At 44.3% G+C, this 12,343-nt stretch carries 5 protein-coding genes, 21 tRNA genes and 3 rRNA genes; 3 read left to right on the top strand and 26 right to left on the bottom strand.

What is annotated here, in order from left to right; all coding sequences use genetic code 11:
* Nucleotides 1-44 precede the first annotated feature (44 nt).
* On the top strand, nucleotides 45-218 hold the full coding sequence (locus tag NST91_RS06995) for a hypothetical protein (protein ID WP_341330557.1): 174 nt from the start codon (nucleotides 45-47) through the stop codon (nucleotides 216-218).
* A gap of 103 nt (nucleotides 219-321) precedes the next feature.
* On the opposite strand, the gene NST91_RS06990 is transcribed toward NST91_RS06995, so the two are convergent.
* From NST91_RS06990 to NST91_RS06875, 24 genes are all read right to left on the bottom strand, one after another.
* Nucleotides 322-393, bottom strand: a tRNA-Glu gene (locus NST91_RS06990).
* Nucleotides 394-420: 27 nt separating this feature from the next.
* Nucleotides 421-511 (bottom strand) — tRNA-Ser (locus NST91_RS06985).
* A 5-nt stretch (nucleotides 512-516) separates the two neighbouring features.
* Nucleotides 517-591 (bottom strand) — tRNA-Asn (locus NST91_RS06980).
* An 11-nt stretch (nucleotides 592-602) separates the two neighbouring features.
* Nucleotides 603-679 (bottom strand) — tRNA-Ile (locus NST91_RS06975).
* An 11-nt stretch (nucleotides 680-690) separates the two neighbouring features.
* Nucleotides 691-764: transfer RNA gene (locus NST91_RS06970), tRNA-Gly, on the bottom strand.
* Between the two features lie 10 nt (nucleotides 765-774).
* A tRNA-His gene (locus NST91_RS06965) sits at nucleotides 775-850 on the bottom strand.
* Nucleotides 851-876: 26 nt separating this feature from the next.
* Nucleotides 877-949, bottom strand: a tRNA-Phe gene (locus NST91_RS06960).
* An 8-nt stretch (nucleotides 950-957) separates the two neighbouring features.
* A tRNA-Asp gene (locus NST91_RS06955) sits at nucleotides 958-1,033 on the bottom strand.
* Between the two features lie 58 nt (nucleotides 1,034-1,091).
* Nucleotides 1,092-1,168: transfer RNA gene (locus NST91_RS06950), tRNA-Met, on the bottom strand.
* Between the two features lie 198 nt (nucleotides 1,169-1,366).
* Nucleotides 1,367-1,459 (bottom strand) — tRNA-Ser (locus NST91_RS06945).
* A 19-nt stretch (nucleotides 1,460-1,478) separates the two neighbouring features.
* Nucleotides 1,479-1,555 (bottom strand) — tRNA-Ile (locus NST91_RS06940).
* Between the two features lie 19 nt (nucleotides 1,556-1,574).
* Nucleotides 1,575-1,651, bottom strand: a tRNA-Met gene (locus tag NST91_RS06935).
* Nucleotides 1,652-1,680: 29 nt separating this feature from the next.
* Nucleotides 1,681-1,756: transfer RNA gene (locus NST91_RS06930), tRNA-Ala, on the bottom strand.
* Between the two features lie 11 nt (nucleotides 1,757-1,767).
* A tRNA-Pro gene (locus NST91_RS06925) sits at nucleotides 1,768-1,844 on the bottom strand.
* 5 nt (nucleotides 1,845-1,849) lie between these two features.
* Nucleotides 1,850-1,926: transfer RNA gene (locus NST91_RS06920), tRNA-Arg, on the bottom strand.
* Between the two features lie 20 nt (nucleotides 1,927-1,946).
* Nucleotides 1,947-2,035, bottom strand: a tRNA-Leu gene (locus tag NST91_RS06915).
* Nucleotides 2,036-2,046: 11 nt separating this feature from the next.
* Nucleotides 2,047-2,121 (bottom strand) — tRNA-Gly (locus NST91_RS06910).
* Between the two features lie 4 nt (nucleotides 2,122-2,125).
* A tRNA-Leu gene (locus NST91_RS06905) sits at nucleotides 2,126-2,206 on the bottom strand.
* A 14-nt stretch (nucleotides 2,207-2,220) separates the two neighbouring features.
* Nucleotides 2,221-2,296, bottom strand: a tRNA-Lys gene (locus NST91_RS06900).
* Between the two features lie 5 nt (nucleotides 2,297-2,301).
* Nucleotides 2,302-2,377: transfer RNA gene (locus NST91_RS06895), tRNA-Thr, on the bottom strand.
* A gap of 19 nt (nucleotides 2,378-2,396) precedes the next feature.
* Nucleotides 2,397-2,472: transfer RNA gene (locus tag NST91_RS06890), tRNA-Val, on the bottom strand.
* Between the two features lie 10 nt (nucleotides 2,473-2,482).
* A 5S ribosomal RNA gene (gene rrf / locus NST91_RS06885) occupies nucleotides 2,483-2,598 on the bottom strand.
* A gap of 106 nt (nucleotides 2,599-2,704) precedes the next feature.
* A 23S ribosomal RNA gene (locus NST91_RS06880) occupies nucleotides 2,705-5,636 on the bottom strand.
* Between the two features lie 386 nt (nucleotides 5,637-6,022).
* Nucleotides 6,023-7,574: ribosomal RNA gene (locus tag NST91_RS06875) — 16S ribosomal RNA — on the bottom strand.
* The 16S, 23S and 5S rRNA genes sit together here with 21 tRNA genes alongside, the layout of an rRNA operon.
* Before the next feature lie 484 nt (nucleotides 7,575-8,058).
* Here NST91_RS06875 and NST91_RS06870 point away from each other — a divergent pair.
* On the top strand, nucleotides 8,059-8,256 hold the full coding sequence (locus tag NST91_RS06870) for a hypothetical protein (protein WP_099361783.1): 198 nt from the start codon (nucleotides 8,059-8,061) through the stop codon (nucleotides 8,254-8,256).
* A gap of 130 nt (nucleotides 8,257-8,386) precedes the next feature.
* Entirely contained in the window at nucleotides 8,387-9,343 is a 957-nt protein-coding gene (locus NST91_RS06865) for a processed acidic surface protein (RefSeq protein ID WP_341330556.1), read from the top strand.
* Between the two features lie 39 nt (nucleotides 9,344-9,382).
* Here NST91_RS06865 and NST91_RS06860 read toward each other — a convergent pair whose 3' ends face one another.
* Both NST91_RS06860 and NST91_RS06855 read right to left on the bottom strand, forming a co-directional pair.
* Nucleotides 9,383-10,294: a DMT family transporter gene (locus NST91_RS06860; RefSeq protein WP_341330555.1), complete on the bottom strand. Its 912-nt coding sequence runs from the start codon at nucleotides 10,292-10,294 to the stop codon at nucleotides 9,383-9,385.
* Nucleotides 10,295-10,384: 90 nt separating this feature from the next.
* The gene (locus NST91_RS06855; protein ID WP_341330554.1) at nucleotides 10,385-12,286 is read right to left on the bottom strand and encodes a beta-propeller domain-containing protein; all 1,902 of its coding nucleotides are present in this window, start codon (nucleotides 12,284-12,286) and stop codon (nucleotides 10,385-10,387) included.
* Nucleotides 12,287-12,343: the final 57 nt, after the last annotated feature.

Here is a 12,343-nt window from a genome sequence, read left to right as displayed (position 1 = left end):
AAATATAAGTATAACTGGGAAGATAATAAATGGAGGTGTGGAAGATGAAACGTAAAGAAGACGTTAATAAAAAACCCGATGCTCCACTATTTGATGCCCCAGATGATAAAATTCTAGCATTTGACATGTTCCGTGGAATATCACCCGGAATCTTCTCAGATGTAGATTTAGACAACCCCGCAAAGAAAATAGAAGATGATATCATTTCTCAAGATTAAGCACCTGGCAACAGGTGTTTTTCTTTTTGTAACCGTAAAAAAATAAGAAACTAGAAATCTAGTAAAATAAAAAAACGCCATGAGAAATTCTCATAACGTTTGATGACCCGTACGGGATTCGAACCCGTGTTACCGCCGTGAAAGGGCGGTGTCTTAACCGCTTGACCAACGGGCCAGAAAAAAGTATTTATATGATTCGACATGGCGGAGAAGGAGGGATTTGAACCCTCGCGCCGCTTACGCGACCTACACCCTTAGCAGGGGCGCCTCTTCAGCCACTTGAGTACTTCCCCAAAAATGGCTCCGCAGGTAGGATTCGAACCTACGACCGATCGGTTAACAGCCGATAGCTCTACCACTGAGCTACTGCGGAATAATTATATATGGTGGGCCTAAATGGACTCGAACCATCGACCTCACGCTTATCAGGCGTGCGCTCTAACCAGCTGAGCTATAGGCCCATTGTATAAATTGGAGCGGGTGATGAGAATCGAACTCACGACATCAGCTTGGAAGGCTGAGGTTTTACCATTAAACTACACCCGCATTTTTTATATGGGGCGGCTGATGGGAATCGAACCCACGAATGTCGGAACCACAATCCGATGCGTTAACCACTTCGCCACAGCCGCCATTAAAGTTTATAAAATTAGAAAGGTGGCTCAGGACGGAATCGAACCGCCGACACAAGGATTTTCAGTCCTTTGCTCTACCGACTGAGCTACTGAGCCACAAAATATGGCGGTCCCGACCGGGATCGAACCGGCGATCTCCTGCGTGACAGGCAGGCATGTTAACCGCTACACCACGGGACCATTTTTAACAACAAAAATTATTTTACTATAACTTCTTGTGCTTGTCAACACTTTTTTTTGGTTGCGGGGGCAGGATTTGAACCTACGACCTTCGGGTTATGAGCCCGACGAGCTACCAGACTGCTCCACCCCGCGATAATAGAATTTATAAAGTTTATGTTATGCGCTATGCAAGTAAATAACTGTCCCCTTCCTCTTCAAGCTTATTCTTGAAGCATGTCCGTCGGGACAACTCGCAGTATATCGATGATGCAACGCTCGTTGCTCCACCCAGCGATATATAGAAGGTTTATAAAATATGACTTTCTTACACCATATATTTGTTAAAAAATATGGCGGAGGAAGAGGGATTCGAACCCCCGCGGGCTTTAACACCCCTGTCGGTTTTCAAGACCGATCCCTTCAGCCGGACTTGGGTATTCCTCCACATATATAAGGTTGTAAATGGTGGACCTTGTAGGACTCGAACCTACGACCGGACGGTTATGAGCCGTCTGCTCTAACCAGCTGAGCTAAAGGTCCTAGAATTTTTAATTTTAAATGGTAGCGGCGGAGGGGATCGAACCCCCGACCTCACGGGTATGAACCGTACGCTCTAGCCAGCTGAGCTACACCGCCATAATTAAAGTAATTATTTAAAATTCTAATGGTGGAGCCTAGCGGGATCGAACCGCTGACCTCCTGCGTGCAAAGCAGGCGCTCTCCCAGCTGAGCTAAGGCCCCAATTTTGTTAATGGTCGGGAAGACAGGATTCGAACCTGCGACCCCTTGGTCCCAAACCAAGTGCTCTACCAAGCTGAGCTACTTCCCGTAAAATGGCGCGCCCGATAGGAGTCGAACCCATAACCTTCTGATCCGTAGTCAGACGCTCTATCCAATTGAGCTACGGGCGCACTTTTTTTATTTTATTAGATGGTGCCGAGGACCGGAATCGAACCGGTACGGTAGTCACCTACCGCAGGATTTTAAGTCCTGTGCGTCTGCCAGTTCCGCCACCCCGGCAAGTAATGCCATGGAGCGGAAGACGGGATTCGAACCCGCGACCCCCACCTTGGCAAGGTGGTGTTCTACCACTGAACTACTTCCGCATAATGCGGGTGAAGGGACTCGAACCCCCACGTCAAAGACACTAGATCCTAAGTCTAGCGCGTCTGCCAATTCCGCCACACCCGCATATTTAATTTAAATGGTGAGCCATGAAGGACTCGAACCTTCGACCCTCTGATTAAAAGTCAGATGCTCTACCAACTGAGCTAATGGCTCGCAAGTGGTGCCGGCTAGAGGACTTGAACCCCCAACCTACTGATTACAAGTCAGTTGCTCTACCAATTGAGCTAAACCGGCAAATTAAACTTAAAATATATGGTGGAGGATGACGGGATCGAACCGCCGACCCCCTGCTTGTAAGGCAGGTGCTCTCCCAGCTGAGCTAATCCTCCGTCTCATCCAACCTAGCGACGTCCTACTCTCACAGGGGCAAAGCCCCAACTACCATCGGCGCTGAGAAGCTTAACTTCCGTGTTCGGTATGGGAACGGGTGTGACCTTCTCGCTATCGTCACTAGATAAGTTAAAGACAAGATATATTATACTATCTTCAAAAAAAATTTCAAGAAGAAATTTTCATTCCTTCAAAACTAAATAACGTACTTACATTCATCTTCGAAGTATTTTGGTTAAGTCCTCGATCGATTAGTATCAGTCAGCTGCACATGTCACCATGCTTCCACCTCTGACCTATCAACCTCGTCATCTTCGAGGGATCTTACTAGTTTAACACTATGGGAAATCTCATCTTGAGGGGGGCTTCATGCTTAGATGCTTTCAGCACTTATCCCTTCCACACATAGCTACCCAGCTATGCCCTTGGCAGAACAACTGGTACACCAGCGGTGTGTCCATCCCGGTCCTCTCGTACTAAGGACAGCTCCTCTCAAATTTCCTACGCCCACGACGGATAGGGACCGAACTGTCTCACGACGTTCTGAACCCAGCTCGCGTACCGCTTTAATGGGCGAACAGCCCAACCCTTGGGACCGACTACAGCCCCAGGATGCGATGAGCCGACATCGAGGTGCCAAACCTCCCCGTCGATGTGGACTCTTGGGGGAGATAAGCCTGTTATCCCCGGGGTAGCTTTTATCCGTTGAGCGATGGCCCTTCCATGCGGAACCACCGGATCACTAAGCCCGACTTTCGTCCCTGCTCGACTTGTAGGTCTCGCAGTCAAGCTCCCTTGTGCCTTTACACTCTACGAATGATTTCCAACCATTCTGAGGGAACCTTTGGGCGCCTCCGTTACTTTTTAGGAGGCGACCGCCCCAGTCAAACTGCCCACCTGACACTGTCTCCAAGGCCGATAAGGCCTTCGGGTTAGAATTTCAATACAGCCAGGGTAGTATCCCACCGATGCCTCCACCGAAGCTGGCGCTCCGGCTTCCAAGGCTCCTACCTATCCTGTACAAGCTGTACCAAAATTCAATATCAGGCTGCAGTAAAGCTCCACGGGGTCTTTCCGTCCTGTCGCGGGTAACCTGCATCTTCACAGGTACTATAATTTCACCGAGTCTCTCGTTGAGACAGTGCCCAGATCGTTACACCTTTCGTGCGGGTCAGAACTTACCTGACAAGGAATTTCGCTACCTTAGGACCGTTATAGTTACGGCCGCCGTTTACTGGGGCTTCGATTCAGAGCTTCGCTTGCGCTAACCCCTCCTCTTAACCTTCCAGCACCGGGCAGGTGTCAGCCCCTATACTTCGCCTTGCGGCTTCGCAGAGACCTGTGTTTTTGCTAAACAGTCGCCTGGGCCTATTCACTGCGGCTCTTCAGGGCTATGCACCCTAAAAAGCACCCCTTCTCCCGAAGTTACGGGGTCATTTTGCCGAGTTCCTTAACGAGAGTTCTCTCGATCACCTTAGGATTCTCTCCTCGCCTACCTGTGTCGGTTTGCGGTACGGGCACCATTTACCTCGCTAGAAGCTTTTCTTGGCAGTGTGGAATCAGGAACTTCGGTACTATATTTCCCTCGCCATCACAGCTCAACCTTACGGTAAGCGGATTTGCCTACTTACCAGTCTAACTGCTTGGACGCACATATCCAACAGTGCGCTTACCCTATCCTCCTGCGTCCCTCCATCGCTCAAACGGTAAAGAGGTGGTACAGGAATATCAACCTGTTGTCCATCGCCTACGCTTTTCAGCCTCGGCTTAGGTCCCGACTAACCCTGAGCGGACGAGCCTTCCTCAGGAAACCTTAGGCATTCGGTGGATGGGATTCTCACCCATCTTTCGCTACTCATACCGGCATTCTCACTTCTAAGCGCTCCACCAGTCCTCACGGTCTGACTTCACGGCACTTAGAACGCTCTCCTACCATTGTTCGTAAGAACAATCCACAGCTTCGGTGATACGTTTAGCCCCGGTACATTTTCGGCGCAGAGTCACTCGACCAGTGAGCTATTACGCACTCTTTAAATGGTGGCTGCTTCTAAGCCAACATCCTGGTTGTCTAAGCAACTCCACATCCTTTTCCACTTAACGTATACTTTGGGACCTTAGCTGGTGGTCTGGGCTGTTTCCCTCTTGACTACGGATCTTATCACTCGCAGTCTGACTCCCGAGAATCAAGTCTTTGGCATTCGGAGTTTGACTGAATTCGGTAACCCGATGAGGGCCCCTAGTCCAATCAGTGCTCTACCTCCAAGACTCTATACTCGAGGCTAGCCCTAAAGCTATTTCGGAGAGAACCAGCTATCTCCAAGTTCGATTGGAATTTCTCCGCTACCCACACCTCATCCCCGCACTTTTCAACGTGCGTGGGTTCGGGCCTCCATTCAGTGTTACCTGAACTTCACCCTGGACATGGGTAGATCACCTGGTTTCGGGTCTACGACCACGTACTATTTCGCCCTATTCAGACTCGCTTTCGCTGCGGCTCCGTCTCTTCAACTTAACCTTGCACGGGATCGTAACTCGCCGGTTCATTCTACAAAAGGCACGCCATCACACATAAATGTGCTTTGACTACTTGTAGGCACACGGTTTCAGGTTCTATTTCACTCCCCTCCCGGGGTGCTTTTCACCTTTCCCTCACGGTACTGGTTCACTATCGGTCACTAGGGAGTATTTAGCCTTGGGAGATGGTCCTCCCAGCTTCCGACGGGATTTCTCGTGTCCCGCCGTACTCAGGATCCACTCAAGAGAGAACGAAGTTTCGACTACAGGGTTGTTACCTTCTCTGACGGACCTTTCCAGGTCGCTTCGTCTACTTCGCTCTTTTGTAACTCCGTATAGAGTGTCCTACAACCCCAAGAGGCAAGCCTCTTGGTTTGGGCTATCTTCCGTTTCGCTCGCCGCTACTCAGGAAATCGCGTTTGCTTTCTCTTCCTCCGGGTACTAAGATGTTTCAGTTCCCCGGGTCTACCTTCTCTTACCCTATGTATTCAGGTAAGGATACTGCCCCATTACGAGCAGTGGGTTTCCCCATTCGGAAATCTTCGGATCAATGCTTACTTACAGCTCCCCGAAGCATATCGGTGTTAGTACCGTCCTTCATCGGCTCCTAGTGCCAAGGCATCCACCGTGCGCCCTTCATAACTTAACCTATTTCGGCTTCGATAAGCTGCGAATTTCTTCGTTGACTCGCTTTCTCCGCTGCTCATGCACCCTAAAGTGCACTCCGCTGCTCGAAAACTCGTCGCCTCGAACTTCTTGCTTCTCGTGCGCCTTCAAGTTTTAAAGAACTTTTACTACTTCAATGAATGTTTTGTTACGTTATCTAGTTTTCAAGGAACGAAGCTACTGACATCAATCACATCGTGATTAAACATCAGTGAGTAATCTTCATGCAGCTTTGCGCTGAGGAATCAATCATCTTCGATTAATCTAGCAGACGCAAGTGCAATATTGAAAGCACAAAAAAGCACTCTCAAAACTGACCACAATACAAAACGTCTTTTTATGAAGTTCGTAGAACTTCAGTTTCCTTAGAAAGGAGGTGATCCAGCCGCACCTTCCGATACGGCTACCTTGTTACGACTTCACCCCAATCATCTGTCCCACCTTAGGCGGCTGGCTCCTTGCGGTTACCCCACCGACTTCGGGTGTTACAAACTCTCGTGGTGTGACGGGCGGTGTGTACAAGGCCCGGGAACGTATTCACCGCGGCATGCTGATCCGCGATTACTAGCGATTCCGGCTTCATGCAGGCGAGTTGCAGCCTGCAATCCGAACTGAGAATGGTTTTATGGGATTGGCTTAACCTCGCGGTTTCGCTGCCCTTTGTACCATCCATTGTAGCACGTGTGTAGCCCAGGTCATAAGGGGCATGATGATTTGACGTCATCCCCACCTTCCTCCGGTTTGTCACCGGCAGTCACCTTAGAGTGCCCAACTGAATGCTGGCAACTAAGATCAAGGGTTGCGCTCGTTGCGGGACTTAACCCAACATCTCACGACACGAGCTGACGACAACCATGCACCACCTGTCACTTATGTCCCCGAAGGGAAAGCTCTATCTCTAGAGATGGCATAAGGATGTCAAGACCTGGTAAGGTTCTTCGCGTTGCTTCGAATTAAACCACATGCTCCACCGCTTGTGCGGGCCCCCGTCAATTCCTTTGAGTTTCAGTCTTGCGACCGTACTCCCCAGGCGGAGTGCTTAATGCGTTTGCTGCAGCACTAAAGGGCGGAAACCCTCTAACACTTAGCACTCATCGTTTACGGCGTGGACTACCAGGGTATCTAATCCTGTTCGCTCCCCACGCTTTCGCGCCTCAGCGTCAGTTACAGACCAGAGAGCCGCCTTCGCCACTGGTGTTCCTCCACATCTCTACGCATTTCACCGCTACACGTGGAATTCCGCTCTCCTCTTCTGCACTCAAGTCCCCCAGTTTCCAATGACCCTCCACGGTTGAGCCGTGGGCTTTCACATCAGACTTAAAGGACCGCCTGCGCGCGCTTTACGCCCAATAATTCCGGATAACGCTTGCCACCTACGTATTACCGCGGCTGCTGGCACGTAGTTAGCCGTGGCTTTCTGGTTAGGTACCGTCAAGGTACCGCCCTATTCGAACGGTACTTGTTCTTCCCTAACAACAGAGCTTTACGATCCGAAGACCTTCTTCGCTCACGCGGCGTTGCTCCGTCAGACTTTCGTCCATTGCGGAAGATTCCCTACTGCTGCCTCCCGTAGGAGTCTGGGCCGTGTCTCAGTCCCAGTGTGGCCGATCACCCTCTCAGGTCGGCTACGCATCGTTGCCTTGGTGAGCCATTACCTCACCAACTAGCTAATGCGCCGCGGGCCCATCTATAAGTGATAGCTAAAAGCCATCTTTCAATATGAGACCATGTGGTCTCATATGTTATCCGGTATTAGCTCCGGTTTCCCGAAGTTATCCCAGTCTTATAGGCAGGTTGCCCACGTGTTACTCACCCGTCCGCCGCTAACTTTTGGGAGCAAGCTCCCTCAGGTTCGCTCGACTTGCATGTATTAGGCACGCCGCCAGCGTTCATCCTGAGCCAGGATCAAACTCTCCAATAAGAGTATTGATTGCTCAATAGTTTGTTACTTTAGAATTAAACGTTGACGCTTGTATTGTGTTCAGTTTTCAAAGAACTTTTTCTGTCGCCCAGAAGCGACTTTTCTAATATAACATTTTTAATTTTGAGTGTCAATTCTTTTTTTTAAAAAGTTTTATATCACTCATTCAATTTCTATGTCGCTTGTTTTAGCGACAAGAATTAATATACCATCTCTTTTAACCTTTTTCAATACCTTTTTTTAAAAAGTTTTAAGGATTTTTTAAAATGAACTATCTTCTCTTTTCTCTATTAATTCATCATGTGATAAAGCCATAATTATTATACAAGAAATAGTTTTAGGATGAAATACTTTTTATAAGTATTAGTAAAGCTGGTTCTATTAAATTTTTCAAACCATCTATGTCCTCTATTATTTTATTCATATTTACTAGAATGACTCATATATTTTATTAATAGTAATGGAATTGGAAGGAGGAAAGGTTTTGATTTTTGACTTTTTGCAAGCAGTAGGAATGTTTTTATCATTGGCTATGTGCTTATTTTTGTTTTCATTCGTATATATTGAAGGCTTGAGAATAAGTAATAATGAAGGAAGAATCGAGGCCAGCACTTTTATCACTTTTGTTTCGTCTATCATTATGGCCTTCGTTTTTAGCTTTTTTGCTAGTTCATTTTATTAATTTCAGTTTTTAATCTGGCATTCCATTCTTTTGGATGTCAGTTTTTTATGTCTATTCTTCTCTCATATGCATTATTTGGTAAAAGTTGAAAATACTAGACCTATGAATATAATGGCTTGGAGGAAGAGGAATGAAGAAGTTATTGCTAATTGGGGTTATTTTTTTATTCCAGTTTTCGTTTTTATCTAATGTTGTGTTTGCTGCGGTAACCCCTGAGGAATTAAAAGATTATACTTCAAAAACAGGTTTTACTGAGAGTGACCTTGAGGATTATTTAGCAATTTATGATTTGTCCGTAAAGGATTTTGAGACTGTTGATGAATTGGTTTCCTATTTAGGCGAACCTGTTAACAAAGAGACCATCCAGACTCTATTATCAAAACATAATTTAAATGAGGATGAGTTACAGCATATCCTCGGTGGTTTTGGGGAGTCAATCCATGATTATTTATTTATTAAGGACCTCGAAACTACGGTTAACTTCTATTTAAATCATGCTGAGGTAATAGTAGAGGCAGAGCGGATGCTCTCAGAAATTGGATTAACGGAAGATGAAATTGATGGTTTATTTCTTCATTTTTTAAGTCTAAATGATATAAATCTTGAGGAAAATATGAAGTCTCTTAGTTCTAATTTAGAGCAATATTTCTCCTATAATAGCTCAGAGGGATTATCGGCAGAGCAGCAAAAAGAACTTCTCGTGATGTATGATAAAATGATTGAAATCTTTGAATTACAGCCCCGGTACTATCTATTAAAAGATGGTGTTAAGGAAGCTGTAGCATATAATAAGCTTCTCGAGAAAAGTTCACTTGATGGGGCAGAGCTTTTAGTTGAACTTTATCGGACAAATGATGAGTATTTGCTGGATCTTAAGGTTTCCGAGGATATGCTAGCTTCTGACTTTATCCTTGTACGTGGAGAAAAGTTACTTACGGTAGCAACTCTGGCTACAGAGATGAGTGTAAAAGTTCAGGGGAATAAGCTTCCTACAACGGCTAGTCCTTATTCCAATCTACTATTAATTGGGGCTTTATTAATAGTGATGGGAATCGGCTCCGTTTTAATGACTCGAAAATTCACTTAAAAATGAAGCCATGTCTACGCCTATAGACATGGCTTTTCTTTACCCAACACTTTGCTCCGATAGTTGAACCCGCTGTTTTTTCTTCCTTTCACCTATGGAGTATAGCCAAATACCCAGTATTATAATGACTCCTCCGAATATCTGTGTATGGATGATTTTTTCTGAAAGGATAAAATATGCTAGTATCGCAGCACCAACTGGTTCAAATAGGATACTTACCGAAATGGTTGAGGTACTTACCCATTTTAATGACCAATTGAAAAGATTATGACCGAGTAAAGTTGGTACAATTGCTAGTAGTAAAAAGTACATCCAATCTTGGCCTGCATATCCACCTAATGGATATTTGAGGATTACTACATATAAGAATAAGGTAATTGTACTTATACTGTAGACAACGAATGTATAGGTGACAAGCGTTAGGCGTTTTCGTACAGTTTGCCCAAATAATAGATAGGCTGTAACCATTATGCAGGAAACAATCGCTAAAAAGTCTCCATATAACGCACTCCCACTTATTTGGAAATCACCCCAACTAATAATGATGCTACCACATAAAGCTAAACAAGTACTTAAAATAGCACCTAAGCCTATTTTTTCTTTAAACAAGAAATAAGTTCCGATAAAAGCAAAGACAGGCTGCATTGTCACAAGAACAGTCGAGCTAGTTACTGATGTGTAGTTAAGTGATTCAAACCATAGTATGAAATGTAGAGCTAAAAATACCCCTGAGATACTAGAAAAGAGCCAATCTCTTTTCTTTATCACCTTCAGTTCATTTCTATATTTCCATAAAAAAACAGGAAGCATCAGCAGAACTGTAAAAAATAGCCGGTAAAACGCGATAACGGGTGCAGGAGCATTTGCTAATTTAACAAAAATAGCCGAGGTGGAAACCGCAACAGCACCAATGGCCAATACTAAGTATGGATTTATTTTCGGTTGATTCATGTTTGTCCCTTCATTCCTTATATAATCTTATAATCTTATTCAGTATATAAGATAAATACCAAAAAAGGATAGAAGAAATTCTACCCTTTTTTAACGCAATGAAGATTCAGTAATTTGCTCATAGTTTTTTAAGTTATATGCAGAAATTTTTGTCGGCGAAATGGCATATAAAGTATCTTCGATGGTAAGGACTCGTTGAATCTCACCTTCCCATGTTTCATATGGGCCAGGAACGTCATGTGAGAGCTTTGCTCTTAATTCAATTCCTTCTAAATTGATATCGTACACATAAGCTCCCTGAAATTCGAAGCTTTGCTCGTACTGTTTTCCTTCTATATTTTGAAAAACAGTAATAGGGAATGCAAAAATTCCTTTTTCCTTATTAAATAAAAGAGCTTTATGATCATAATTTAAAGGCGAGTATGTTCCTCTACCACCAATGATTTCGGTAAATTTCTCCTTTGGAGCATTCACATCTCGAATATCAAATAAAGAAATCTTGATCCCATCGGTATACACCCTTGGTTCACCTGTACTTGTTTTATCAGCGACAACCTTTGTGTCATGACCAAAGCCTATTATATGGTTTTCATCATACGGATGAAGATAATTACTAAACCCTGGTATTTTCAACTCACCTAGTACCTTTGGTTTTTTGGGATTGCTAGCATCAATCACAAACAATGGATCGACTTGTTTAAAGGTGACAATATAGATCCGTTCCCCCATAAATCTTGCAGAATAAATTCGTTCTCCTCGAGCTAAATCACTTAAGGAACCAATTTGCTTTAAATTCTCATCATAAATATACAAATTATTCGCTGAAGGTTTGTTGGCATTCCAAGTATCTCCTTTCGTTGTAGCTACCCGGAAAGTACCTTTGAACTCATCCATTGAAAATTGATTTAAAATCGTTCCTGGTACTTCAGTCGAACTATGGAATTCGACTTTGTCCTTTTCCACTGAGAATTTATACAAGCTCGTATTAGGAGAGTTATCAGCCCCACCCTCCATAAAAGGTACGGCATAGTAGTTTGAAACCGCAATATAAATGTTCTCCTTTGACATGTACATTTGATTTCCACTACCTATATATGAAGTAATCGTGGCTTCTTTTTTAGGCTCATTCAAATCGAATGCCGCAATTAAAGTGAAATTAGTTTCTTTTGACCCTGGTATATATTTAATGCTTTCATATGGGATCAGCGTGCTTTCATCTTTTAGTGCAGTATCAGAAAAACGTGGCCTTAATTCAACCTCATCGGCCCTCATGTCTTCCATTATCCAATAATTTGGATAATGATTAGATACTAAATATACGTAGCTGTCTACTCTCCGTGACGTTACATGATTGCCTTCCACTTCTACCCTACGTATTTCCTCGGGATTACTTGGATCATTTATGTCATAAATAATGGCTGTTGTAGCTTCAAAATGTCTAGGAGGGTATATCATCTTTCGCTGATTTGGATTTACTTTAGGTGTACTATCACGGAATGTATACCCAATTACCACGAGCTGGTCTTCATACAAAAATAATTGGCTTGGTGAAAATGAGTGTGTGAATGGTATGGATTTTATTAAAGACATTTCCTTTGCAGGTGCTGCTTTAATGATATTGAGCTTTCCATCAATGATTTGAAATATATGTTTTCCATCTGTTTTTACAATGTCTGCTTCATCAACACCCTGAACCTGTGTATTCGTTTCTGAATGATCATTTCCCCCTTCAGTGGCTTGATCAACTGCAGAAGATTCATTCGTTACAGACATATCTTCCCTAGCGGTGTCCCTTCCGAAAATACTAAACCTTCTATTCCGTTTTTCTTCCTTTAGTGCTTCCCGAAATATCTCTTGGAGTTTTTCTTTTGTAACGGGTTGGATTTCAGTATCCACTTGGCTGACGATGGCTGGTTTTGAAGCCTTAAAAAATAAAGTCATGGCCGTGATTATAATAACTGAAGCAAGATAAATGAACCATCTTTTCTTCATCCATTTCACCCCTTTTCCACTTAGACGAAACTTGGAAAGAAATGTTACATAAAAGAA

The organism is Ferdinandcohnia sp. FSL W7-1320 (assembly GCF_038050315.1).
Classification (GTDB): domain Bacteria; phylum Bacillota; class Bacilli; order Bacillales; family Bacillaceae_L; genus Ferdinandcohnia; species Ferdinandcohnia aciditolerans.
Note: the sequence above shows the minus strand (reverse complement) of the source record. Positions and strands in the feature narration are given on the sequence as shown.

Excerpts from the sequence above, each read along its gene's own strand:
- NST91_RS06855 (WP_341330554.1), bottom strand. The coding sequence starts at position 12,286 with ATGAAGAAAAGATGGTTCATTTATCTTGCTTCAGTTATTATAATCACG.
- NST91_RS06865 (WP_341330556.1), top strand. The coding sequence starts at position 8,387 with ATGAAGAAGTTATTGCTAATTGGGGTTATTTTTTTATTCCAGTTTTCG.
- NST91_RS06860 (WP_341330555.1), bottom strand. The coding sequence starts at position 10,294 with ATGAATCAACCGAAAATAAATCCATACTTAGTATTGGCCATTGGTGCT.
- NST91_RS06995 (WP_341330557.1), top strand. The coding sequence starts at position 45 with ATGAAACGTAAAGAAGACGTTAATAAAAAACCCGATGCTCCACTATTT.